Origin of the sequence: Streptomyces sp. NPDC005181, from assembly GCF_040608395.1 — a bacterium.
Classification (GTDB): Bacteria; Actinomycetota; Actinomycetes; order Streptomycetales; family Streptomycetaceae; genus Streptomyces.
On record NZ_JBEXID010000045.1, the window covers coordinates 34,389 to 56,842 of the forward strand.

Consider the following 22,454-nt stretch of genomic DNA (forward strand, 5'->3'; position numbering starts at 1 on the left):
TCGGTGTCATGACGGACGCCGAGCGGAGACCGGAGGAGAGGCCTCGGTCCCGGCGGCACCGTCCGTCGTGGTTGCTCCACCCACCCCGCCCGCGCATCCGGCCGTCCAGGCGATCCGGTAGTGCCTCAGCAGCTCGTCCTCCTCGACGAAGCGCATCCCGGCCGCCGCCATGACGTGCTGGGACGCGGTGTTGTCGAGGTCGGCGTCGCCCTTGACCGATGCGGCACCCGCGGTGCGGGCGAACTCCAGCAGCGCGCGCAGAGCCTCGGAGGCGTACCCCTTGCCGCGCATCGCCGGGATGAGGCCGTAGCCGATCGTGACCTGTCCCTGGTCGTCCGGAACGGCGTGGAAACCGACTCCGCCGATGGCGTGCCCGTCCTCGCGGAGGCGGATTTCGTACGCGCCGAACGGCTGGGGATTGCCGGTATCCGCGCAGTGCTCCAGGAAGTGCCTGGCGCCCGCCCGGTCTCCGTCGTTGGGGTAGTCGGGTGCCCAGAGGGCGTCCGGTCCGGGACGGCCTTCCACTACGCACTCCGCCTCTGCGGGGGTCAGTGGGTGGAGCACGAGCCGCGCTGTCACAAGAGCTTCCATGACTCGTCGGATTATCACAGCGGCAGTCCTCGACGCATCCGATTTTGCACCGCCCTGGGCGTGAGTAGCGACACTAGTAGCGTTGCTACGTAATCAGGGTAGCGTCGCTACTGCAATGATGTTAGCGTTGTTCTCATCGCAGAAGCGGACACCACCGGACCCCTTGAAACGGGAGCAACGCCATGACTGAGCACACCGTCACCACTGCACGCCGGGTCGCCGTCGTCACCGGAGGGTCCAGGGGCATCGGCCGGGAGAGCGCCGAACGCCTGGCCGCCGACGGATTCGCCGTCGTCATCAACTACGCGGGCAACCGGACCGATGCCGACGCCACCGTCGCGGCGATTGCAGCCGCAGGTGGCGAGGCGATCGCCCACCGTGCGGACGTCGCCGACGAGCTGGCCGTAGCGGCGCTCTTCGATGCGGCGGCGGAGACCTTCGGCGGAGTCGACGTCGTCGTCCACGCTGCGGGCGTCATGACGCTCGCACCACTCGTCGACATGGATCTGGACGCGCTGGACCGGATGCACCGGACCAACATCCGCGGCACCTTCGTCGTCGACCAGCAGGCGGCGCGCCGTCTGCGCGGCGGCGGAGCGATCATCAACTTCTCCAGCTCCGTGCTGTCGCTGGCCCTCCCCGGCTACAGCGCCTACGCCGCCACCAAGGGCGCGGTCGAGGCCATGACCCTGATCCTGGCCCGCGAACTGCGCGGCAGGGACATCACGGTCAACGCCGTGGCCCCCGGTCCGACCGCCACCGCTCTCTTCCTGGAGGGCAAGGACGAGGCGACCATCGAGAAGTTCGCCGGCCAGGCGCCGCTGGAGCGCCTCGGGACTCCGCAGGACATCGCGGAGGTCGTCGCCTTCCTCGCCGGTCCCGCCCGCTGGGTCAACGGCCAGGTCGTGCGCGCCAACGGCGGCATCGTCTGACCCTGCCCACTGCCGCCGCAGACCGCCGCTCCCACGACCGCGTCACCTCCTTCTTCTCTTCTTCCACTTCATCACCGACCAAAAGGCCGAGGACTACGTCATGAACAAGACCATCGTCATCACCGGCGCCGGATCCGGCTTCGGCGCCCTGGCCGCCCGCGCCCTGGCCCATGCGGGCCACACCGTCTACGCGGCCATGCGCAACACCACGACGCGCAACGCCGCACGGGTCGCCGAGGCGGCGGCGTACGCCGCCGAGCACCAGGTGGACCTGCGCACCGTCGAACTCGACGTGCTGTCACAGGAGTCGGCGGACGCCGCCGTCGCCACTGTCCTCGCCGACGCCGGCCGGCTGGACGTGATCGTCCACAACGCCGGACACATGGTCACCGGCCCCGCCGAGGCGTTCACGCCCGAGGAGCTCACGGCGGTCTACGACACCAATGTGCTCGGCACCCAGCGCGTCAACCGGGCCGCCCTTCCGCACCTGCGCGCCCAGGAACACGGGCTGGTCGTATGGGTGGGTTCCACGTCCACCAAGGGCGGCACTCCGCCCTATCTCGCCCCGTACTTCGCGGCCAAGTCCGCTATGGACGCGCTCGCCGTCTCGTACGCCGCCGAGCTGGCCCGCTTCAACATCGAGACCACCATCGTCGTGCCCGGCTCCTTCACCTCCGGCACCAACCACTTCGTCACCGGCGGCCATCCCTCCGACGTGACCGTCGTCCCGGCGTACGAAGAGCGCTACGCGGGGATGATGGATCAGGTGTCCCGACGCCTGGCCGAGCTCGCACCCGCCGACGCCGATGTCTCCCAGGTCGCCGACGCAATCGTCCGGGTTGTCGGGACGGATCACGGCAAGCGTCCCTTCCGGGTCCATATCGACCCCGTCGACGACGGCAGCGAAACGGTCAGCGTGGTCGCCGACCGCATACGCGCCGAGTTCCTCACCCGCATGGGCCTCGACGACCTGCTGGTCCCCCATGCCGCCCGCTGACCTCGGCCCCTTGATAGCGTCCGTTCGATGAGCACGCGAGCACGCATCCTGGAAGTGGCGGCCGACCTGGTCGCGAAGTCGCCGGACGGGGGCATCTCCACCCGGGCCGTGTGCGAGGCCGCGCAGGTGGGGGCCCCGGCCCTCTACCGGTACTTCGGCGACAAGGAGGGGCTGCTCTCGGCCGTCGTCGATCACGGTTTCGATGCGTACCTGGCGACGAAGCGGGAGCGCGGTGACACCGCGGACCCCGTCCAGGACCTGCGCGACGGCTGGGACAGCCATGTCGAATTCGCCCTGCGGAATCCGAACCTGTACCGGCTGATGAATTCCCCCTCCATGCGCACCCCGCCGGCCGCCGCGCTCGAATCGCATCGGATCCTCACCAGGGACCTGGAGCGGGCCGCGGCGCAGGGAAAGCTGCGGATCGCGCCCGAGCCGGCCGCCCAGATGATCATGTCTGCCAATGTCGGCGTCGCGCTGATGCTGGTCGCCCGCCCCGCGACGTTCCATGACAACAGGATGTCCGGACGCGTACGCGATGCGGTGCACGCGGCCGTGTTCGTACCCGAAGCGAGCGGCGGCAAGCCGGCCGACGAGGATGAGATGCACATCTCCTCCGCCGCCAACCGGCTGAGGGCCCTGCTGCACGACTCTCCCGCCGCCGGACTCAGCAAGGCCGAATCGGCCCTGATGACCGAATGGCTGGACCGCGTTTCGAACGCTCCGGGAAGCCGGGCCGCGGACGACGACGAAACCGATCGCTCCGGCTGAGAGCGACGGGCGCCCGGGGAGCACGTACGACGACATCCTGACCGTACTGGGGCCGCCCGGGCAGTGTCCGGGGACTGACCGGGCGGCCCAATCGCGCTCACACGGCTTCTGCTGAAGTGCGCGGCGACGACCGCTTCAGCCGCCGCTCCGAGCCGCACCGCCCCCTTCGACCGAAGCCCACCCGCAGACACGGCGCCTCAGACGTCCGAGTCGTCCCCGAAGTCCCCGGACATCGCCGCAGCCATCCGCAGATGCGGCGTCGCCTCGGCCTGCCGTCCCTGCCGCTCCAGCGTGCGACCGAGCATCAGCCGCGCGTAATGCTCCACGGGGTTGCGCTCCAGCACGGCCCGCAACTCCGTCTCGGCCTTGCCGAGTCGCGCCGAGTGGTAGTAGGCGCGGGCCAGCAGCAGCCGCGGGGCGACCTGCTCCGGCGCTTCCTCGACCAGCCCGCCCAGGATCCGGGCCGCAGTGAGATACTCCTTCGCCTCGAAGAACATCCGGGCACGGTCCCAGCGGTCGGCTGCCGTACCGAACTCGAAGTAGCTGTCGTTCACTTGTCCTCCTCGGTCGCGGCGTTCCCGGATCCTGCCGGTCGGGCGTCCGGTCGTCCGCCCAGCTGTTCGTTCACGTTTGACAACACAGCATAATGGTTGAGCATTCCACTAAAATCTCGGCGTGGGTATCGACCGCCCGCGCCCGCACGGGAATAGGTTGAGCGCCATGAGCAATCTCGATCGCCAGGCCACACTCTCCGTCTGCGGAGGACGGGGCTTCGTCGTCGCCGAGCCGGTACGTGAACTCCTCACTCCGCGCCACGTCCAGGTCGGCGAGTCCACCGAGGTCCGCCGGCTGCTGCCCAATCTCGGCCGGCGCATGGTCGGCGCCTGGGCCTTCGTGGATCATTACGGCCCCGACGACATCGCCGACGAGCCCGGGATGCAGGTCCCGCCGCACCCCCACATGGGTCTGCAGACGGTCAGCTGGCTCCATGAGGGCGAGGTGCTGCACCGCGACAGCCTGGGCAGCCTGCAGACGGTCCGCCCGCGCGAGCTGGGGCTGATGACCTCCGGCCGGGCGATCAGCCACTCGGAGGAGAGCCCGAAACCGCACGCCCGCTTTCTGCACGGCGCCCAGCTCTGGGTGGCCCTGCCCGACGCACACCGCCAGGTCGAGCCGCACTTCCAGCACCACACCGACCTGCCCACCGTCACCGCCCCCGGCCTCGCCGCCACGGTGATCCTCGGCGAGCTCGACGGCGCCACCTCACCGGGCACGGCCTATACCCCGATTGTCGGCGCGGACATCGCTCTGACGGGCGGTGCCGAGGCGCGACTGCCGCTCGACCCCGACTTCGAGTATGCGGTGCTGTCGATGTCCGGCGAGGCGGAGGTCGACGGCGTGCCGCTGGAGCGCGGATCGATGCTCTACCTCGGCTGCGGCCGCACCGAACTCCCCCTCCGCGCCGCTTCCGACGCCGGGCTGATGCTCCTGGGCGGCGAGCCGTTCGAGGAAGAGATCGTCATGTGGTGGAACTTCATCGGCCGTTCCCACGAGGAGATCGAGGAGGCCCGGAAGGGTTGGATGGAAAGCTCCCGCTTCGGTGACGTAAAGGGCTACGACGGCGACCGGCTGCCCGCTCCCGAGCTGCCGCCCGTGGCCCTGAAACCCCGGGGTCGGGTGCGCTGACCAGGTGTGATGTTCCTGTTGCGAGTCGCCTCCGCGCACCTTCGCTGCGTCCCTTCGCCGGTACGGTGAGGGGACGCAACTGTGCCCGTCGTGGGCTGGTTCCTTGGGTGATCGGTACTTGCAAGTGTTGGCACCTGTGACCAGGTCTGATCAGACACTTGCTGACCCTACTGACTAGTAATCAGATTCCTGTAGTCGCTGACTGTGCCGCCGACCGCCGGGCTGTTGAACCTCCCAGAGCTGCTTTTTCCGCCACAATCCGGCACCATCAGCCGACGACGGGCCTGCCCGCTATCCGGCCGGCTGCCGGACCTTGGGCGGCATCGGACCGCTTCCCACGTCCTCGACAGCACGTCCAACCGGTCCCTGATCAGCATCGTCGGTGTGCCCTTCGGACACGCCGCCCGCGCTGTCCGCACCGTCCTGACCGGGATCCTCTGATGACTCTCCGGCCGCAACGACACCGCGACCAACCTCACCGCTGACATCGCCCCGCTCCCACCAGACAAGCACCCGCCAGCCCAGGTGTCAGCACCCCACCAACATCACCAACAGTGTCACAGCGTTGGTACTCGCCCGCCTCGAACTGGGCCTCCCTGCGTGGTCAACTCGAATGGCCACCAGGGTCGGGCACCCTTCAACTCGTACACCATCGCGTCGTACACCGTCGCGCTGAACAGCCTGAAGGCGGCACAGGCGAAGCGTGTCGCAGTTTGGACATAGCGTGTTTGTGCCAGCTGGAAAAGATGGCAGGTCCGGTTTGCTTAGCGGATGATTCCGGATGAGCCGGTGAACCACGGTTGTACGGAGGGGTTTTGCTCCTGGCGTGGAACCGCCTGACGGCGGCGATCTCGTGCCTCGACCCATCCTTCGCCTGCGACATCGTTAACACTCTTCCGGTCACCGGCTCAACACACTCCGACGAGCGGACATGTGGCGTGCGGAAGGCGGCCGATTCGGTGGCAATTCATGTCGAGGCCGGATGTCGTTCGTTTCGTATGTCCCAGATGAGACGCGCCGGATCCGTGTTGTCATGACGCCCGCTCACGGATGTTGTGTCCAGATGTTGGGATCACAGAAAGGTTGTACACGCCAATGAGACGGATCCGTCTTTGGGCGGTGATATCGATGTCGGCAGTGGTGGCAACGGGTGCGATTACGCCCGTCGCCGCCCAGTCCCCGCGGGGGACCGAGGCACGCACGCCGGCACCGCACGACCGCACCGGCACGAGGACCGTTCGGCTGATCACCGGTGACCGGGTCACCGTCAGCGACGCGCCGAACGGCAAGAAGAGGGCCTCGGTGCAGCGCGCGCCGGGCCGCGAGAACGTCCTGTTCCAGATCACCGAAAAGGACGGCGCCCTGACGGTGCTGCCCTCCGACGCGGCGATGCTGGTCCTCACGGAGCGGCTGGACAAGGGGCTCTTCGACGTCACGGGCCTCCTCGCCCAGGGATACGACGAGGCGCACACCGACGCCCTGCCCCTGATCGTCTCCGCGCCCAAGGGCGCGGCGCGTGCGGTGGTCAAGCGGGTGGACGCACTCGCCGAGTACCACGAGGGCTCCGCCGAGCCGCGGCACCTGCCGAGCATCGACGCCCAGGCGCTGCGCGTCGCCGACCAGGACCTGGCCACCTTCTGGAAGCAGCTCGCACCTGCGGCGGGCGCGTCCGTGGCGAGCGCGGCGGCGGGGACTCCGAAGATCTGGCTGGACCACAAGGTGCGTCCCACGCTGGACCGCAGCACCGCGCAGATCAACGCGCCGGCCGCATGGGCGGCCGGTTACCACGGCAAGGGCGTCAAGGTCGCGGTTCTCGACACCGGCGCCGACCAGAGCCATCCCGACCTCGCAGGTCGCGTGATCGAGGCGAAGAACTTCACCGACAGCGACTCGACCGAGGACCGCTTCGGTCACGGCACCCACGTCGCCGCCACCGTCGCCGGCACCGGCGCCGCCTCGGGCGGCCTGCGCAAGGGCGTCGCGCCCGGCGCCGACCTCCTGATCGGCAAGGTGCTCAACGACAGCGGCTCCGGCAGCGATTCCGAGGTCATCGCGGGCATGGAGTGGGCCGCGGCCCAGGGCGCCAACGTCGTCAACATGAGCCTGGGCGGGGGCATCGAGAGCGACGGCAACGACCCCACGAGCCTGGCCCTCAACGCGATCTCCCGCAGCAGCGGCGCCCTCTTCGTCGTCGCCGCCGGCAACTTCGGCGAGCTGGGCGAGATGACGGTCGGGTCGCCCGGCGCTGCCGACGCCGCCCTCACCGTCGGCGCCGTCGACCGCGACGACTCGCTGGCCTCCTTCTCCAGCCGCGGCCCGCGCTTCGGCGACAAGGCAGCCAAGCCGGACATCACGGCACCGGGCGTCGGGATCGTCGCCGCGCGCGCCGCCGGTACGCAACTGGGCGCCCCGGTCGGCGACCACTACGTCGCGTTGAGCGGTACCTCGATGGCCACGCCCCACGTGGCCGGTGCGGCGGCTCTGCTCGCCGGGCAGCACCCCGGCTGGGGAGCCGAGCAGCTCAAGGACGCGCTGATCAGCACGTCCCACACAGTGTCCGGCCAGAAGCCGACCGAGCAGGGCGGCGGCCGCGTCGACGTCAAGGCGGCGTTCTCCGCCCCCGTCACCGCCACCGGCACGATCGTGCTGGGCCCGTTCGACAGGGACGGATCCCCGACGGAGCGGGCCGGTGTGATCCGGTACACCAACCACTCCGGCGACGAGGTCTCGTTGAACCTGCGCGCCGCACTGGCGACCAACGGCGGTCGGGCGCTGCCCGCGCAGGCGCTGACGCTGGGCGCGGACACGGTCCGGATCGCCCCGGGCGCGACCGCGGAGGTGCCGGTCGGCATCGACCCCGTGAAGGCGGGCCGCGGCTCCTACTACGGCTACGTCACCGCCACGTCCGCCGACGGCGTGTCGGTCCACACCACCGTCAGCCTGTTGGTGCGCGCCCCGATGCACAAGCTCACCATCGAGTCCTACGACCGGGCCGGCGACCCCATGTACTGGTCCCTGATGCAGGTCTTCGGAGGGGACACGGACGTCCGGTTCATCGGCTGGGACCCTGTGGTCGCCGAGGTCGAGGAGGGCACTTACCAGGTCGCCGGGGCGATAGGCGAACAGACCGCCACCGGCGGGCGGATCATCCAGGCGGTGGAACCCGAGGTGAAGGTCACCAAGGACACGACCGTGACCTTGGACGCACGTCAGACCAAGCTGATGCGTGTGCAGACGCCCAAGCCCGCCGTGCGGCGCAACGACCTGAGGTACTGGCTGTACCGGAAGATCGACGGGATGGCGGAGGATCTGAGCATCGACTACGGTGGGGGCGCCGAGGCGGTGGACCTGTACGTGACCCCCACGCGCAAGGTCACCGAGGGCGAGTTCGAGTTCAACTCCCGCTGGGAGATGACGGCTCCCCATCTGCGGACCAAGGTCCGGGGCACGGACATCGACCTGAAGCCGTACTACGTCCGGCGGTCCGCCCCGTTCAACCCCGAGGGGGAGCGGCTTACCGCCGTGGATGCGGGGACCAGGGAGAACCCGGACCTGCGGCCCGGCACCGTGCGGGGCAAACTCGCAGTGATCCGCGACGACATCGCACAGGACTGGTATGACCTCGCGGAGATGGCTGCGAAGGCGGACGCCAAGGGCGTCCTGATCGTCCTGCCCGAGGGGATGAAGGCCTGGACTCGCTGGACGCCGTTGGACACCCGCTCCGCCATCCCCCTCTTCCAGGTGACCGCGGCCGACGGCGCGGAGCTGCTGCAGTACATGAAGGAGCACAAGGCCGTCATCGACATCTCCGGGACGGTCGAGAGCCCGTACCTGTACGACATCAGGGCGATTTGGCCGGATCAGATCCCGCAGGACGTGACGTACACCGTCTCGGACCGCAACACCGCGCAGGTGAAGGCGTCCTACACGGACAACGGCGCACTGGACTGGACCAGTGAGCAGCGCTTCAGCTGGCGTCCGCATTCGGAGTTCAGCTGGGAGACCTCGCGCTGGGTGCCGACGGGTATGACACGCACCGAGTACGTCACCTCCGGCGACACGCAGTGGATCCACCACGTCGACTTCATCGCCGGCCCCGAACTGTTCTACGGCGGGGCGCTGCGGTCGGGCCTACGGGACGCCCCCCGCACCTTCGAGACGGGCGAGAAGGCCAAGGAGGAGTGGTACAAGGCAGTGGTCCGGCCGTCCATCCCGCGCGGTTGGAGCCGTCCCTCCGTCCGCAACGGTGACGTCCTCAGTCTGGCGGTCCCGGAGTACACCGACGCGGTGGCCGGCCACTGGGCCCGCAAGCAGGTTCCCTCCTCGTCGGGAGGAGTCGGGAGGGCAGGGACGCCCGGGACGATGGACGATCCGACCTACCCTCAGGGTGACAACGTGGCGGCCGTCCTCTACCGCGACGGCAAGAAGGTGAGCGAGGCCGCGGGCGCCTGGGGAGACTTCCATGTCCCTGCCGGGGAGGCGGACTACCGCCTGGACCTGACGACCGAGCGCAAGACCGAGTACTGGCAGACCGGTACGAAGACCGCCACGTCCTGGACGTTCCGCTCGGACACCGCCGCCGAGGACACGCTGCTGCCCCTCCTCCAGGTCGACTACGGGGTCCCGGCCGACCTGTGGAACACGGTCGAGGGTGGCAAGCGGCACGACCTCGACCTGACCGTCAGGCACCAGGACGGGCTCGCCGCCCCCGCCGGGGTCAAGCTCAAGGTCGAGGCGTCCTTCGACGACGGCAAGACCTGGAAGGGGCAGGTCCGCGTCGAGGACCGCGGCCACAACCGGTTCACCGCCACCATCGAGCGGCCGGGCGACCACCGGCAGGACGCGTTCGTGACCCTGCGGGTCACGGCCTCCGACAAGGCGGGCAACACGGTCCAGCAGACCGTGGAACGGGCCTACCTGCTCGGCAAGTGAGTGAGCGCCTCCGCGGGACTCCCGCGGAGGCGCTGAGCGGACCGTCGCAGCGGGTGCCGGGGTGCGACCCCCGGCACCCGCTGCGGCACGTGATCACGGACTGCCTCGGCCTGCTCCTGGACATCGCGGTCACCGCCGCGAACACCGGCGACCGCGAGGCGGCCGTGCCCCTGCTTGAGAGCCTGCGGGCCGCACACCGGACGATCACGCTGGTCTGGGCGGACGGCGGCTACACCGGCATGCTCGTCGACCGGGCGCGGGAGACACTCCGGCTCACCCTGGAGATCGTCAAGCGCAGTGACGAGCCGCACTTCGTGGTACTGCCGAGGCGTTGGGTGGTAGAGCGCACCCTGAGCTGGCTGTTGCGCTCGCGCCGACTGGTCCGCGACTACGAGACCCTGCCCGCCACCAGCGAGGTCATGGTCCTGTGGTCGATGACCATGCTTATGAGCCGCCGCCTCGCCCGCCACACCGCCACCACTGTGGTGACCGTGCCCCAGACAGCCTGGCCGGACTAGCCAACATCGCCCACGCCCGCCGCGATCTCCTCAACCACAACGACACCCTCGCTGTCTACGGCATCTGATCAACTACTACGAAGTCAGACACAGCGGAACTACGCCGGGGCCGTGGGCCAGACAACAGTTGACGATCACAGGCGCCTCACCACACCAACCGAAACAGCGAGGCTAAGCGGCGGTCTCACGGAGGAAGGTGTTCCAGCCCCCCGCAGGGGACTGTCCGACCTCGAGCGTACGGAGCTTCGCGAGGATCTTCGGGTCCTGGACGTCGAGCCAGTCGCAGAACTGCCTGAAGGACACCAGCCGTGCGTCCTTCTTTCCGGCCATTCCCTTGAGCGCCTCTTCGACGGCGTCCATGTAGATGCCGCCGTTCCACTGCTCGAAGTGGTTGCCGATGAAGAAGGGCGCACGATTCGACTCGTACGCGCGGTTGAATCCGTCGACATACGCATCGGTGGCCTGCTTGCGCCAGCCCGGGTAGCGCGACGGCATGCCCTTGGTCGAATTCTGCGACTGATTGGCGAGGATGTTGTAGTCCATCGAGAGCACTTCGAAGGAGTGCCCGGGGAACGGCACGGCCTGCAGCGGCAGGTCCCAGACGCCGCCCCGCTTCTCGGGCCACATCTGGCGGCCGCCGGGCGAGCTGGCGTCGTAGCGCCAGCCGAGCTTTTTCGCGGTGGGCAGGAGATTGTCCTGGCCGAGCAGACAGGGGGTGCGGCCGCCGACGAGTTCCTTGCGGTAGTCGAAGGGCAGCGGGTCGATGTCGGTCCAGCTGCTGTTCGTCCTCCATTCGGTGACGAAGGACACGGCCTGGTCGATCTCGCTCTGCCACTGCGCCGGCGTCCAGTTCCCGACTGAGCCGGAGCCGGCGCAGAAATGCCCGTTGAAGTGGGTGCCTATCTCATGACCGTCGAGCCAGGCCTGGCGGACGTTCTTCAGGGTCTCCTTGATGTGCCCGTCGGTGAGATACGGGATGTCGGATGCGCCGATGCGGTTGTTCGGCGGCCGGTAGAGCGTCTTCTTCGACTCGGGCAGCAGATAGATCCCGGAGAGGAAGAACGTCATCGCCGCATCGTGATTCCTGGCGAGTTCAAGAAAACGGGGGAAGAGTCCGTTGCCGACCTCGCCCGCCCCGTCCCAGGAAAAGATCACGAACTGCGGCGGGGTCTCGCCCGGCTGGAGCGGGACGGGCCGGCCCGGCTGGTGCGGCTGCTTGCCCGTGTCGGCGGTCGAACCGTCGCCTATGAGCCGTACGGGCTCGGTGCTGGGGCCGGGCGACGTACCCCCGCCCCCGCCCTTGCCCCCGGTGCCGCCGGACCGTCCCACAACGTCCTTGCCGGAACCGGAGCCGGAGCCGAAACCCGTGCCGCACCCGGCAATGCCCATCGCCGCTGCGGCCCCAAGGCCCGCTCCGAGCAATCCCCTTCGGCTGATCCCGTGCATGCCCCGGGGCACGGTCTTCTCCGCCGGGGCGGGAGCAGCGGTGGCGGGATCGTCGCACTGATGATCGGCGGCTTCGGCCTGTTGCCAGGTGACCTGCAGTGCATCGCGCTTGCCGATCCTCTGCAGGCGTCCGGCAACCAGGTGCTGGATGCGCTGGAGGCTGTCCTGGTCGATGGCTTCGACGCGGAGCGTCAGCGAGTCGGGGCCGGCTTGTAGGGTGCACCGGCCCGAGCCGACGTCGATGGTCCCGTGTGTGTCGGACCATTGGACGTACTGGATCTGAGGCGGTGTCATGCCGTCGTGGTGCAGGCGGGGCCGGTGGCGTATGCGGCCGCCCATCTGGCCGGGGTGCTTGCACAGCTGTGCCAGGTACCGGCTCGGGCGGTCGGTCCGGACGTAGGCTTCGGCGATCAGCATGAAGGTCCTATTCGAGGGCGCGGTGAGGATTGCACGGTGTTCAGGTGCGGGTGAGGGTGGCCGGCCAGGCCTGAAGGCCGTTGGGTCGGTAGTGATGTCGATGGTGGCTGGTTCGATGACATAGGCCCGCCGGCCGTCGGCGAACGCGGCCCGGATCTCGTCCCGCGTCAGCCTCCGCTTCAGAGCCTGTACGGGCTCTGTACTGCCTAGGCCCGCAACACCCCTCTCGAACTCCCCCGAGGCCGCCTTTCGGTGAGGAGCGGAACGGCCAGGTGGGGAAGCCGGCACGCGGCTGGCCTCCCCACCCAGTCGTCACGGGCGAGGTGCCCGGCGGTCCCGATGCTCCTCGAGTTCTTCCGCGCTCACCGGTATGAGCACCGGCTGCCCGGGCACACCGAGCAGCGTGGCCCTGTAGGCGGCTTCGGCGTCCGAGAGGTTGTTGGCACCCTGGTAATGGATGACGTCGCCTCCCGGCTCCCAGAACGTCTCTTCGGCCTTGATCACGCGTTGCGGCTCGCCCTCCAGCTCAAATAGCATCTCGCCTTTGATCACGTACCCGAGCCCGGGGCCGGTGTGGCGGTGCGGCGAGGAACCCGTGCTGCCGGGCGGCAGAGTGATCAAGACAGTCGTCGCGCATTGTCGGGAATCGGCGCATTCGGGACCGACGTCAGGATCTGCACCGTTGGCGACGGCAGAGTCGTATTGCGGCTTTCGACGTGCTGCGAATGATCGACGCTCATGATGGTGAACCCCACCTTCCGTGGTTGTCTTGCTTTTCATGACAAGGCGCCGCGGTGATCTGTGACGCCGGATCAGCCGGATCAGCGCAAACATTCAGGCTGAACGCGCTGGGTGATTGTTTCGGGCGCGGGGTGACGGCCGGTGACCTCCAGGCCGAAGGACAACGACGACTCCGAGACGCCCAGGACCCTCGACCCGGCTCGGGCATACCCATGGGGAAACTGGAGGAATCAGCAGAGATGACCACCTGACGCTCAAACCACTCGAACTGGGACAACAGCCCCTGGTCCGATGCCCCCATGCCCCCGCCCGAGGTCGCCGTCCTCATGGGGAATCGTGATCGCGGGGGTGGGGAATTGCGTGGCTCTGAACGGAGTTCCGTGAAGCTCATGGTCGGGTGAGGATGCGGGTTCGAAGAAGCGTGAAGGACGCCCGGCCATACATTGCTCTTTTGAGGGTTTTCACCCGGTTGACGTGTCCTTCGACGACGCCTGAGTTCCAGGACAGCGTGAGTCCAGCGGTGACGGCGTCGAGGTCGCGGCGAAGGAAGCCGGCGAACCCGCTCATCGGCTTGGGGCCGTCGAGTTCGGCCTGGCGGATCCAGTCGTTGAGGAGATATCCGCGCTGGTTGCGGACCAGGTCGGCGAACGCGCGGGCGAGGTCGCAGGCCTGGTGATATCCGGGCAGGCAAGACGGACTTCCAAGAGCCGTTGCTGCTGACTCTCGCTCAGTGCCTCTCGCGGCCGCATGATCCAGGAAGTGATCTTGCGTGGGCTGGGGATGTCTGCCCTGACGGGCTCCGCCGCGCCGGATCGAAGAGCGGTGAGATGTCGACGTACCACTTGGCGGCTGCCATGGTAGCGGCGTTCGCGGATCTCCAGGAACAAGCGGCTGTCGCTGACCTGCCCGGATGTGTCAGTGAAGCGTGCGTTCAGGTATGGCTTGAACGGTTCCAGCACGCCCGCGGGCCGACGTTCGCGGGCGGATGAGAGAAGCTCGTCCAGATCGGTGTCGCGGAAGCGACGCACGGTCTTGCGGTCCAGGTTGAGCCGTCGGCCGATCGCCCGCCGCCAGACACAGTCGGCGGCACAACCGCTCACCGGCGCGGCCTCCGAGCTCCACGGCGACCGCGCGGAGGAACTGCTTCGTTCCGATACTCGAGCGCCGATAGCGTTCACTCAGGCCGCTGACCTGCTCAACAAGCGTCTTCCTTCGGCAGGAAGAACGGTCACAGAAGAAGCGCCGCACCCGCAGCCTGACCCTCAACTGGGTTCCTGTGACCGGGCGTTCAGCTAGACCTCGTTCATACGAGGAGTGCACGCGCCGGGCTCTCGCCCGGCAGCCCGGACAGCGAGGGGCCGGACCGCACGCAGCAGCCTTGACCACCAACGCGTCCGAGGCGAACTCCACCTGTTCCAACCGCACATCGATCTTCGGGAACAACACATCTTCCAGCGAACAGACCCCCATGACCGAGAGATCCCCTGCTGAATCGTTCCCACAGTCCGGCGTTGCCCTGCGGATTCACGGAACTCCGGTCAGAGCCAATTACGTGACGTTAAAACCGCACGGGGTGGGGAATTGCGTGATCGCTGACACACCCGGGCATAGGCAAAGTTCCGGACAGCTCCTCGAACGTGTGGGGCTCCGTCGCCATGGTCTGTCACACCACCCTGCCCAGCCCGGTCTACCTGCTGTTGACCTACAAGCAGAGGGAATCATGCGTGAGATTGTGATTGTCGGTGGCGGCTACGCGGGCTTCTACGCTGCGTGGGGCCTTGAGAAGGCGCTGCGTGCGGGCGAGGCGCGGGTCACGGTTGTCGACCCGCGTCCTTATATGACCTACCAGCCTTTCCTGCCGGAGGTGATGGCTGGATCGGTCGAGGCACGTCATGCCGCTGTGTCGTTGCGTCGGCACCTGCGCGGCACCCGGCTGATCGCGGGGAGCGTGACCAAGATCCGCAATGGAGACCGGACGGTCACCGTCCGGCCGGTGAGCGGAGCCGACTACGAACTCCGTTACGAAACCCTCGTGGTCACTGCCGGCGCCGTGACCCGCACCTTCCCCATACCCGGCCTGGCGCAGCAGGCGATCGGCCTGAAGCACGTGGAGGAGGCGGTGGCCATCCGCGACCGGTTGCTGACCGCGTTCGACCAGGCAGCATCGCTGCCGCCGGGCGCCGAGCGGCGAAAGCTGCTCACCGTGACGTTCGTGGGCGGCGGGTTCTCCGGCGTCGAGGGCTTCGGTGAATTGCTGTCGCTGGCGACTGCGATGCTCAAGTCCTATCCGGAGCTGAGCTTCGACGACCTGTCCTTCCACCTGGTTGAGGCCCGGGGCCGCATCCTGCCCGAGGTGGGGGACGATCCCGGTGCCTGGGTGGTGCGATCTTTGGAACGCCGTGGCGCGCACGTCCACCTCAACACGCAGCTCGTCTCCGCCGAGGACGGGCACGTCGTGCTCTCCAGCGGAGAGGAGTTCGATTCGGCGCTGATCGTCTGGACCGCCGGCAACGCCTCGAACCCGGTCGTGCGCAACCACACGGATCTGCCGGTCGACGAGCGGGGCCTGCTCGTGGTCCGCCCCGATCTCCGCGTGGGCACCGACAGCGAGCCCGTGCCGGATGTGTGGGCGGCCGGAGACGATGCGGCCGTTCCTGACCTGGCTTCGCCCGTGCCGGGGGCACACACGGTGCCGAACGCCCAGCACGCCGTGCGGCAGGGCAAGCGCCTTGCTAAGAACATCGCAGCCAGCCTGCACGGGGGGAGAATCCGACACTACCGCCACAGCAGTCTGGGAGTGGTGGCGACACTGGGCCTGGGGCGCGGCATCTTCCAGTACAAGAGCATCGTCATCAAGGGACTTCCCGCCTGGCTGATGCACCGGGGCTATCACGTCCTGGCCGTGCCCACCTGGGAGCGCAAGGTCCGCGTTCTCACCGTCTGGCTCACCGCCGCCTTGTTCGGCCGGGATCTCGTCTCCCTCGCCTCCGTTCAGCACCCACGGGACGCCTTCATCACGAGCGGCGATCCGCAGAGTTCCGGCGAGAGCCGGGCGAGCGACCGTACGGCCGCATGAGCATGCCGGAAAGGCTCAGCGGCTGACGGCCGGCACGGAGGCACATGCGGCAGCCGGAGGCCGGAGCCTGCCGGTGAGTACGTGCTGAGTCTGTCACGCCTTCTCAGGGACACGGCGATACGGCCTGCAGTGTGCCGGGCAGGGGCGCGTCTTCTGACTGTGCCGGAACGCCTGCCGCGGAAAGACGGCTGCACCGGGACCCTGTCCTTGCCTGGCAGAGCAGACGCCTGGCTTCCACCGGCCGCTCTGGTCACGCTGTGAGCAGCTTGCACAGCGTGACTAGGGCACCGGCCGGGTCTCCGGGGCGAGCCCGTGTCACAGACGGGCGAGCTGTCCGGTCCATTGACCTGAAGGCTGCACCGTAGACGGTGCAGTGGATTGATGTCCTTGCGGCTTCCCGGGGCAGCCTCCGCGTGAGGGAAAGGTTTCTCTATGAAGATCGTTGTGGTCGACGACGATGGACCTATGGGCGTCGAGACTGCTGCCAGGGTCAGAGACCACGGGCATGAGGCCGTTTTGGTCTCGGCTTCAAGCGGCGTCAACGTTCTCACGGGCGAAGGCCTGGCCGAGGCCCTTGAGGACTGCTCCGTAGTGATCGACCTCTCGGGCCCGCCGTCACTTGATGACGGGACCCTCACGGCAGACTTCGGCCTCGTGATCGATGACGAGACCGTCATGCAGACGTTGTGCCACTCCACGGCCAACCTTCTTTCGGCGGAGGCCGCTGCTGGCGTGAAGCACCATGTCGCCCTGTCTGTCGTAGGCGTGGAACGGTTGAAGAAACGCGGTTACTTCCGAGCTCTGCAGGCCCAGGAAGCCATGATCAGGCAGTCCAGGATGCCCCACTCGGTCATCCGCGCCGCCCAGCTTTTTGAGTCCGCCAGCGACATCGCCGATGCTGCCACAGAAGACTGGATCATCTGGGTGGCGCCAGCCCAGATCCGGCCGGTGTCCTGCGCCGAGGTTGCCACGCTTATCGCTCACACCGCTGTTTTCAGCCCTCTCTTCGGCGTCCGTGAGATTGCCGGCCCGGACCAGTTCCGGCTCGATGCGTTCGTGCGTGCCGCCCTCACCACCATCGGGGAGCACCGCCATGTATTCACCGACTCCTGCAGTCCATACTTCGGCGCCAGCCTCCGGCGCGGCGACCTCCTTCCCGGTGCCGATGCGTACATTGCGCGTACTCACTACGGCGACTGGCTTGACAGCCGGCCCACTGCTGCCGGCTGCTGAGCATTTCCGCCGCGGCCGGTGCGGTGAGCACGGCCTGCCGTCGCCGACGCTCCCACCCGTCATCAGACTTGCAGCATCCGCCCTTTTGGCCATGGAGGAGGTGTTAGGTGACCACACCTGTCTGTTCGTTCCACCCGCCATCCCGGCCCCGTCCACTGCCGTGCACCCCGATGCACGTTCGGCATCGGTCGGTGACGGCAGCCGACGGCTCAGCAGCCCTGAGCGCGGTCATGTCCAGCCTGGTTGGCATGTCGATCGTGGCCGCCTTCCCTGCACCCTTTGGAAGACGGCCAAGTGCGGCAGGGCCGTTGCCGATGAGGTCCCAGAGCGCTACAGGAATCCGCTCGAACAGGCGACGTTGTGCCGGCAGCCCGCCGCACAACTCAGTCCGCCGGGATCTGCTGTGCATCCCGGCTTTCGACCCGCCCGGACCCCGTATCGCCGCAACCGGGCTTCTTGTTTCCTCTGGAGCACACCATGGACGCGAGTGAGGAGGCCGCACGCGGCCTGACCGACCTCGAGGCATTCCTGTACTGGGAGGCCCATGTGCAAGCAGCACATCGGCATGTAGCAGAATTCACCGCACGAGCGCCGGGGCTGACCCAGGAGCAGAAAATGGCTGTCGAGCGGTGGTATCTCGAAGAGCAGAGACACGTTGCCCGCACGGTGACCGAGCACATTGCTGACAGCATCAGCGTGGTGAAAGAGCAACACCACATCCGCTTCGGGCGATGGCTTCGAGGAACGCTGACCGCGATGGTCCTCATCACCGTGGCGATGATCGGGCTGTGCGTCGCTGTGATCGTGGGAACGTCGAGCTGAACCATCGGTGCTGCGCGGCGCACGTCTGTTCCCGGGCTTGCCGGCAACAGAGCAGTCTGTGGGGGATCACCCTGCCAAGACGATGGCGCAGCCACCCTCAGCCCCTTGCCGAGGCGGTCCCTGAGTCAGGCTGCGGACACGATCTCAGACGTCTGCAGCAGTCCGTAGTCAGCACCTGGGCGCTGCAGCGCAGCGTCTGCCGCAATCGTCCCGGGACGCGCACCTGCGGACAGACGCGTTGCACGGTCCGCTCTGCAGGAGTCACAGCAGACTCAGGCGTCTGCCGGCCGTCTGCGACCCGTACTGCGGACAGGATCCGTCACGTCACGCCCTCTGACCGCCTGGGGCCGCGAACACGCACTGCGGCAGCTGCCCGGGACCGCGCCGGGGGGAGGCTCGCCGGAACGCACCGGCGGACAGACCTGCCCAGGCGCCCTTGTGCCGGCATGCGCAGATACTCCCAGCCGATGCCGGGCCCTCCGGAGCGGACAATGCACACCGGACCGGTGCCGGCGACATGGTAGCGCTGCTTGATGAGAGATGATCCGTGCCGGATACCGACCGTGTGAGTGCCGGCGGAGAGGGGTGACTCCTGGTCTCCGGCGGGGGACTGACGAGGTGTTGGCTCAGGGGAGACGTTCACACTCCCAGATGCTGCGCCATCAACAAAGATCACTCAGGACATTGTGAAACTCATCATAACGCTGTTACGGGAACCGTGGACGGGGGCAATTGTCCCGCACATAACTCCGTCCACCCCGTCCGCCCTGAACAGGAACAATTCATTCCATACAAAGGCAAAAAACCGAGCGTTGGGGCGCCGGCCACCTCCATCACCACCAATGAACACTGTCTTCAACGCAGTGCCAACGTGGCCAGCGGAACAGCAAAGCTTTGATAGGCTGATCACAGTGTTCCGGGCGTCGCGCGACGCTGTTCTTCGCGAATGGCGCCCGGAATGCAACACCTGCGCCTAGAGCACAGGTGCGGTTCCCGGGCGCCACGACGATCCCCCGATGAGTGGCGCCCGGGGCCATTGTCCCGCTTGGCCGCTGACCGCGGGCCACAGCGTCCCTCGACGGGTGTGTCGGTCGGCGGGCAATGCCAGGTCGGCGCGTATCAAGCCGCTTTCGCCTCCCTGCGCATCACATGGGCGGCCGAGGAGCGCCCTCGCACGAGGGAAGCCGCAGCGTGCTGCGCAACACCGCTGAGTGAGCACCACAGTCGCATCGGTCGTGCCACGCCTCGATGCCATGCCAGCAAAGGTGTGCTCATCACCTCTTGGGTGCCGGGCCGGGGCGGCGAGAACCTCCCGCCGCCTGTGCTGCGACCCTGTGCCGGTCAGGAGTTAGCCCTAGGAACGCTTGGCGCGGTAGAGGCCTCGGCCGGTTCGCTGGACACGGGACGTACTGACAAGACGGTCGAGCGTGCTGCGGACCCCGTTGATGCTTCCGCTGTCGGAGTCACGACCGAGAGCCGCGGCAACATCACGGGCCCGCACGTCGACGTCTCCGACTTCGGCGAAGTGCTCCATGATCTGCTCGGTGAGCTTGCCGTATTTCTTCTGCCCGTCCGTGTCGGTGCCGGCGGCGACACGTTCTGCGTCCTTGCCGCTCTCCGGCTTCCGAGCCCGCAGCGCGGACTTCGTTGCGACGTCCGCAGGCTCGGAAGAAACACTGTCTGTCTGCGGTTCGACGGGCGCCGCAGCCTGGCCCTGCTCCGCGGCTGCAGCACCGGCCGTGCCCGTCGAGGCGGCAGCGGCCGGGTTGAGCATCAGGGTCTCGAGAGCACTGAGGGCCTTCTGAACCGAGCCGAGATGCGCCACGACCGCCGCCAGTTCCCTTTCCAGTGCCTGCTTCTGGACCTGCAGGCGAGCCAGGTCCTCGTGAAGGCTCTCAGTGGCGATCTCAATGTTATGCGCCGTGTGGGTTACAGAGACCATGTGTTCCTCTCATCCTCAACCCTTTGTCCCGCGCACCGGCTCACCTGCGGTGCTGCTCGGTCCGGACGCGGGAACGGGTGCCCTCTGACATCATATGCAGTGGCCCATCCGGGATGTAGATGCACCAGACGCCCCCACGGCTTCGGCAAGAGACGGACCTCACTGATGACGGGCGGAACAGGACAGTCACCGAGCCGCCGGAAGGCAGTCCCGGAGGCGGCAGGAACGGTCGAGTACTGGGGATCGTGAGGATGGTCCGGCACGCGCTGAACAGTAGGGTATCCACCAAGTATTGCCACTGTTCGCGGCAGACGCAATGGATGAAACACTGGCTGTCAGTAAACCGACAGTCTTCTGCCCGCCGTCCTGGTGGAGAGGCCCGACGAAACCGGTGGGCGAACCACGCCGCCCTCCGCTCTCGTCGGGCCGGATCCTGCTGCAGGCCGGCCCGTCCCCTCACGGCCAGCTGGGAATGGAACCTTCCGCCCACTCCCGGCACGCCTCGTCCGCGAGACCGTCGGCATCCTATTGGCCGGGTGATGTGCGGTGATCGCTGTTTGCGGCCTGGGCGGAGGCGGAGGATGCGCGGCGCAGCGCGTCGGAGACTGCGTTGATGCATGCGTCGACCGTGTCGATTGCCTCCTGAAGCATGCGGAGACGGGCCTCGAGCAGGGCGGCCTCGGTTGCCAGAGACACAGCGGCGGCGGCCGGGGTCGAGGGCTGGTCAGGGTCTCGTCGGGGCATCATGCGTCTTTCTGAGGCTCAAGCCGGGAGTCGTACGAAACCGGAGTGGGTGCCACCGGGCACAAGAGCACCGTGCGGCTCGGCCGTTCTCCGCCGGGGACGGCCTTGGGCGACGGCTCAGACCGGGAGATGCGGATGGCCTGAGGCCGGCCCCGCCCGGCCGGGGAAAGCATGAGCAGTCGTCGCGCGGATGCATCGGTGGTCCCTGGATCCCGAGGCCATACGTGCTCCCTTCCTCGCTGCGGGGGCCTGTGCGGTGGCGCGCAAGCCACCACCCGCATTGACCGAACAGCCGCGGGAAATGTGACAGCCGCGGACCCGGATGCAGCGCCCCGTACGGGACTGGCGCGGCCGGCGAACGCCCTCGCCCGCAGCGCCGCGGCATCCGACTCCCTCGGCGCTCCGCGCCCAGGGAGTCGGCGTTGACAAGCCGCGCGCCGTGGGGCAGACGGTGATCGTGGCGGCGATGACGACCCCTTGAACCCGAGCAGAGTGCCGTCGTGGAAGTGCCGGCCGGTCGCCTGACCCGGCGGAACGGCGACCTCCCGCAGAATGCGGCGTTCCATCTCGCGTTGAATGCGATGACGATCGGGCCGTGCCTGTACAGATCGCTGCGCTCAATTCACGTCACACGGTTGCTATCAGGAGCTGAGCGGCCGACCCGCCCATTGCTTTGGGCCACGACCGCACACATGGTTGTACTGTTCATCAGGTCATCGCAACAAGGTGTGAGATAGTGTTATTCCTGTCGGCCAACAACGGGCGCAACCCGGGTTGATCCCGTGAGGAGCGTGCCCGGCAGACCGGACATACTCAGCCGCGCAATTGCCCGACACGCCCATGCGAGCAGCATCACGTAGGGACAGACGGCTTCAGCGGTCCATGACCATACCCAGAAGGACAAACCATGACAACTGAGTCCCACGAGTTGGCTGGGTCGAATCGCCGCAGCTTCCTGAAGCGCGCGACGATCGCCGCCGCAATACCCACCGCGGCCGCAATGCTCGGCGGGACGCTGCCCGGCACCGCCTTTGCGGCCGAGCCGGCCGTCGGCCTGCCCGACTACGCACCAGTCCCCTCGGGCTCCTTCGGTCCCGCGCTCAACGAGGACGGCTACTTCGTCGGCCAGATCAAGGGCAACCTCCACTGGGTCACGGACGGCAGCTACCAGGCCATGTTCCTGACCACGCGGGACGGCGTCGTGCTCGTCGACGCGCCGCCCACCATCGGGCACAACCTGAAGCGCGCAATCGACAAGGTCACCCAGGCCAACGGCCGCCCCAGCACGGTGACCCACCTGGTCTACTCCCACTCCCACGCCGACCACATCGGTGCCGCCTCCATCTTCGGCAAGGACGTGACGATCGTCGGCCACACGGAGACCCGCCACCTGCTGCGCCTCGCCGGCGACGCCAACCGCCCGGCCCCGTCGGTGACGTTCACCGACCGCTACACCCTGCGCGTCGGTGGAGAGACCCTCGAGCTGGCGCACCACGGCCCGAACCACTCGGCCGACAACATCTTCATCTACGCCCCGGCCTACGCCACCCTGATGGTGGTGGACGTGATCTACCCGGGCTGGGTGCCGTTCAGGAACCTCGCCGTC

General features: G+C 67.8%; 17 protein-coding genes and 3 pseudogenes. 10 read left to right on the forward strand and 10 right to left on the reverse strand.

Features of this window, described 5'->3' with window-relative positions:
- Positions 1-6 precede the first annotated feature (6 nt).
- The gene (locus ABZV38_RS25460; RefSeq protein ID WP_356330552.1) at positions 7-591 is read right to left on the reverse strand and encodes a GNAT family N-acetyltransferase; all 585 of its coding nucleotides are present in this window, start codon (positions 589-591) and stop codon (positions 7-9) included.
- A gap of 182 nt (positions 592-773) precedes the next feature.
- On the opposite strand from ABZV38_RS25460, the gene ABZV38_RS25465 reads away from it, so the two are divergent.
- The 3 genes from ABZV38_RS25465 to ABZV38_RS25475 all read left to right on the forward strand — a co-directional run bounded on the left by ABZV38_RS25465 (position 774) and on the right by ABZV38_RS25475 (position 3,291).
- On the forward strand, positions 774-1,523 hold the full coding sequence (locus ABZV38_RS25465; RefSeq protein WP_356330554.1) for an SDR family oxidoreductase: 750 nt from the start codon (positions 774-776) through the stop codon (positions 1,521-1,523).
- A gap of 100 nt (positions 1,524-1,623) precedes the next feature.
- The gene (locus ABZV38_RS25470) at positions 1,624-2,520 is read left to right on the forward strand and encodes an SDR family oxidoreductase (RefSeq protein WP_356330556.1); all 897 of its coding nucleotides are present in this window, start codon (positions 1,624-1,626) and stop codon (positions 2,518-2,520) included.
- A gap of 27 nt (positions 2,521-2,547) precedes the next feature.
- Positions 2,548-3,291 (forward strand): TetR/AcrR family transcriptional regulator, encoded by a 744-nt coding sequence (locus tag ABZV38_RS25475; RefSeq protein ID WP_356330558.1) that lies wholly within the window; start codon positions 2,548-2,550, stop codon positions 3,289-3,291.
- A 197-nt stretch (positions 3,292-3,488) separates the two neighbouring features.
- Here the strand turns inward: ABZV38_RS25475 and ABZV38_RS25480 are convergent, their stop codons facing one another.
- A complete protein-coding gene (locus ABZV38_RS25480; protein WP_356330560.1) occupies positions 3,489-3,845 on the reverse strand; it encodes a tetratricopeptide repeat protein in 357 nt (118 codons plus the stop codon).
- A 166-nt stretch (positions 3,846-4,011) separates the two neighbouring features.
- Between ABZV38_RS25480 and ABZV38_RS25485 the strand changes: the two genes are divergently transcribed.
- The 3 genes from ABZV38_RS25485 to ABZV38_RS25495 all read left to right on the forward strand — a co-directional run bounded on the left by ABZV38_RS25485 (position 4,012) and on the right by ABZV38_RS25495 (position 10,427).
- Entirely contained in the window at positions 4,012-4,977 is a 966-nt protein-coding gene (locus ABZV38_RS25485; RefSeq protein ID WP_356330562.1) for a pirin family protein, read from the forward strand.
- Positions 4,978-6,105: 1,128 nt separating this feature from the next.
- A complete protein-coding gene (locus tag ABZV38_RS25490; RefSeq protein WP_356330564.1) occupies positions 6,106-9,909 on the forward strand; it encodes a S8 family serine peptidase in 3,804 nt (1,267 codons plus the stop codon).
- Complete coding sequence (locus ABZV38_RS25495) at positions 9,906-10,427, forward strand: transposase (RefSeq protein WP_356330566.1); 522 nt, start codon at positions 9,906-9,908, stop codon at positions 10,425-10,427. The genes ABZV38_RS25490 and ABZV38_RS25495 overlap by 4 nt, the downstream gene beginning before the upstream one ends.
- A 171-nt stretch (positions 10,428-10,598) precedes the next feature.
- On the opposite strand, the gene ABZV38_RS25500 is transcribed toward ABZV38_RS25495, so the two are convergent.
- The 6 genes and pseudogenes from ABZV38_RS25500 to ABZV38_RS25525 form a co-directional block, all read right to left on the reverse strand.
- Positions 10,599-11,873 (reverse strand): hypothetical protein, encoded by a 1,275-nt coding sequence (locus tag ABZV38_RS25500; protein ID WP_356330582.1) that lies wholly within the window; start codon positions 11,871-11,873, stop codon positions 10,599-10,601.
- A 93-nt stretch (positions 11,874-11,966) separates the two neighbouring features.
- A pseudogene (locus ABZV38_RS25505) lies at positions 11,967-12,290 on the reverse strand (DUF2218 domain-containing protein); the annotation flags it as partial.
- Between the two features lie 312 nt (positions 12,291-12,602).
- Positions 12,603-13,070 carry a cupin domain-containing protein gene (locus ABZV38_RS25510; RefSeq protein ID WP_356330568.1) on the reverse strand — a complete coding sequence of 156 codons (468 nt, stop codon included), beginning with the start codon at positions 13,068-13,070 and terminating at the stop codon, positions 12,603-12,605.
- A gap of 348 nt (positions 13,071-13,418) precedes the next feature.
- Complete coding sequence (locus tag ABZV38_RS25515) at positions 13,419-13,670, reverse strand: transposase (RefSeq protein WP_356330584.1); 252 nt, start codon at positions 13,668-13,670, stop codon at positions 13,419-13,421.
- Positions 13,595-14,131 carry a hypothetical protein gene (locus ABZV38_RS25520; RefSeq protein WP_356330586.1) on the reverse strand — a complete coding sequence of 179 codons (537 nt, stop codon included), beginning with the start codon at positions 14,129-14,131 and terminating at the stop codon, positions 13,595-13,597. Before ABZV38_RS25520 ends, ABZV38_RS25515 begins: the two co-directional genes overlap by 76 nt.
- A 136-nt stretch (positions 14,132-14,267) precedes the next feature.
- Positions 14,268-14,501 (reverse strand): annotated as a pseudogene (locus ABZV38_RS25525) (transposase family protein); the annotation flags it as partial.
- Between the two features lie 250 nt (positions 14,502-14,751).
- On the opposite strand from ABZV38_RS25525, the gene ABZV38_RS25530 reads away from it, so the two are divergent.
- From ABZV38_RS25530 to ABZV38_RS25540, 3 genes are all read left to right on the forward strand, one after another.
- A complete protein-coding gene (locus ABZV38_RS25530) occupies positions 14,752-16,107 on the forward strand; it encodes an NAD(P)/FAD-dependent oxidoreductase (RefSeq protein WP_356330569.1) in 1,356 nt (451 codons plus the stop codon).
- Positions 16,108-16,539: 432 nt separating this feature from the next.
- Positions 16,540-17,340, forward strand: coding sequence for an SDR family oxidoreductase (locus tag ABZV38_RS25535; protein ID WP_356330572.1), 801 nt, complete (start codon positions 16,540-16,542; stop codon positions 17,338-17,340).
- Positions 17,341-17,817: 477 nt separating this feature from the next.
- Positions 17,818-18,162, forward strand: coding sequence for a hypothetical protein (locus ABZV38_RS25540; protein ID WP_356330574.1), 345 nt, complete (start codon positions 17,818-17,820; stop codon positions 18,160-18,162).
- A 439-nt stretch (positions 18,163-18,601) separates the two neighbouring features.
- Here ABZV38_RS25540 and ABZV38_RS25545 read toward each other — a convergent pair.
- Together ABZV38_RS25545 and ABZV38_RS25550 are read right to left on the reverse strand one after the other, a co-directional pair.
- A pseudogene (locus ABZV38_RS25545) lies at positions 18,602-18,718 on the reverse strand (alpha/beta hydrolase); the annotation flags it as partial.
- Between the two features lie 798 nt (positions 18,719-19,516).
- The gene (locus ABZV38_RS25550) at positions 19,517-20,104 is read right to left on the reverse strand and encodes a hypothetical protein (protein ID WP_356330575.1); all 588 of its coding nucleotides are present in this window, start codon (positions 20,102-20,104) and stop codon (positions 19,517-19,519) included.
- Between the two features lie 1,651 nt (positions 20,105-21,755).
- Here ABZV38_RS25550 and ABZV38_RS25555 point away from each other — a divergent pair.
- Positions 21,756-22,454: MBL fold metallo-hydrolase (locus ABZV38_RS25555; RefSeq protein WP_356330577.1), on the forward strand; the 699-nt coding region annotated here is incomplete at its 3' end.

What these genes read in the sequence shown, in the direction of transcription:
- ABZV38_RS25460 (WP_356330552.1), bottom strand. Translation starts at nt 591, where the DNA reads ATGGAAGCTCTTGTGACAGCGCGGCTCGTGCTCCACCCACTGACCCCC.
- ABZV38_RS25465 (WP_356330554.1), top strand. Translation starts at nt 774, where the DNA reads ATGACTGAGCACACCGTCACCACTGCACGCCGGGTCGCCGTCGTCACC.
- ABZV38_RS25470 (WP_356330556.1), top strand. Translation starts at nt 1,624, where the DNA reads ATGAACAAGACCATCGTCATCACCGGCGCCGGATCCGGCTTCGGCGCC.
- ABZV38_RS25475 (WP_356330558.1), top strand. Translation starts at nt 2,548, where the DNA reads ATGAGCACGCGAGCACGCATCCTGGAAGTGGCGGCCGACCTGGTCGCG.
- ABZV38_RS25485 (WP_356330562.1), top strand. Translation starts at nt 4,012, where the DNA reads ATGAGCAATCTCGATCGCCAGGCCACACTCTCCGTCTGCGGAGGACGG.
- ABZV38_RS25490 (WP_356330564.1), top strand. Translation starts at nt 6,106, where the DNA reads ATGTCGGCAGTGGTGGCAACGGGTGCGATTACGCCCGTCGCCGCCCAG.
- ABZV38_RS25500 (WP_356330582.1), bottom strand. Translation starts at nt 11,873, where the DNA reads ATGCACGGGATCAGCCGAAGGGGATTGCTCGGAGCGGGCCTTGGGGCC.
- ABZV38_RS25510 (WP_356330568.1), bottom strand. Translation starts at nt 13,070, where the DNA reads ATGAAAAGCAAGACAACCACGGAAGGTGGGGTTCACCATCATGAGCGT.
- ABZV38_RS25530 (WP_356330569.1), top strand. Translation starts at nt 14,752, where the DNA reads ATGCGTGAGATTGTGATTGTCGGTGGCGGCTACGCGGGCTTCTACGCT.
- ABZV38_RS25535 (WP_356330572.1), top strand. Translation starts at nt 16,540, where the DNA reads ATGAAGATCGTTGTGGTCGACGACGATGGACCTATGGGCGTCGAGACT.
- ABZV38_RS25540 (WP_356330574.1), top strand. Translation starts at nt 17,818, where the DNA reads ATGGACGCGAGTGAGGAGGCCGCACGCGGCCTGACCGACCTCGAGGCA.
- ABZV38_RS25550 (WP_356330575.1), bottom strand. Translation starts at nt 20,104, where the DNA reads ATGGTCTCTGTAACCCACACGGCGCATAACATTGAGATCGCCACTGAG.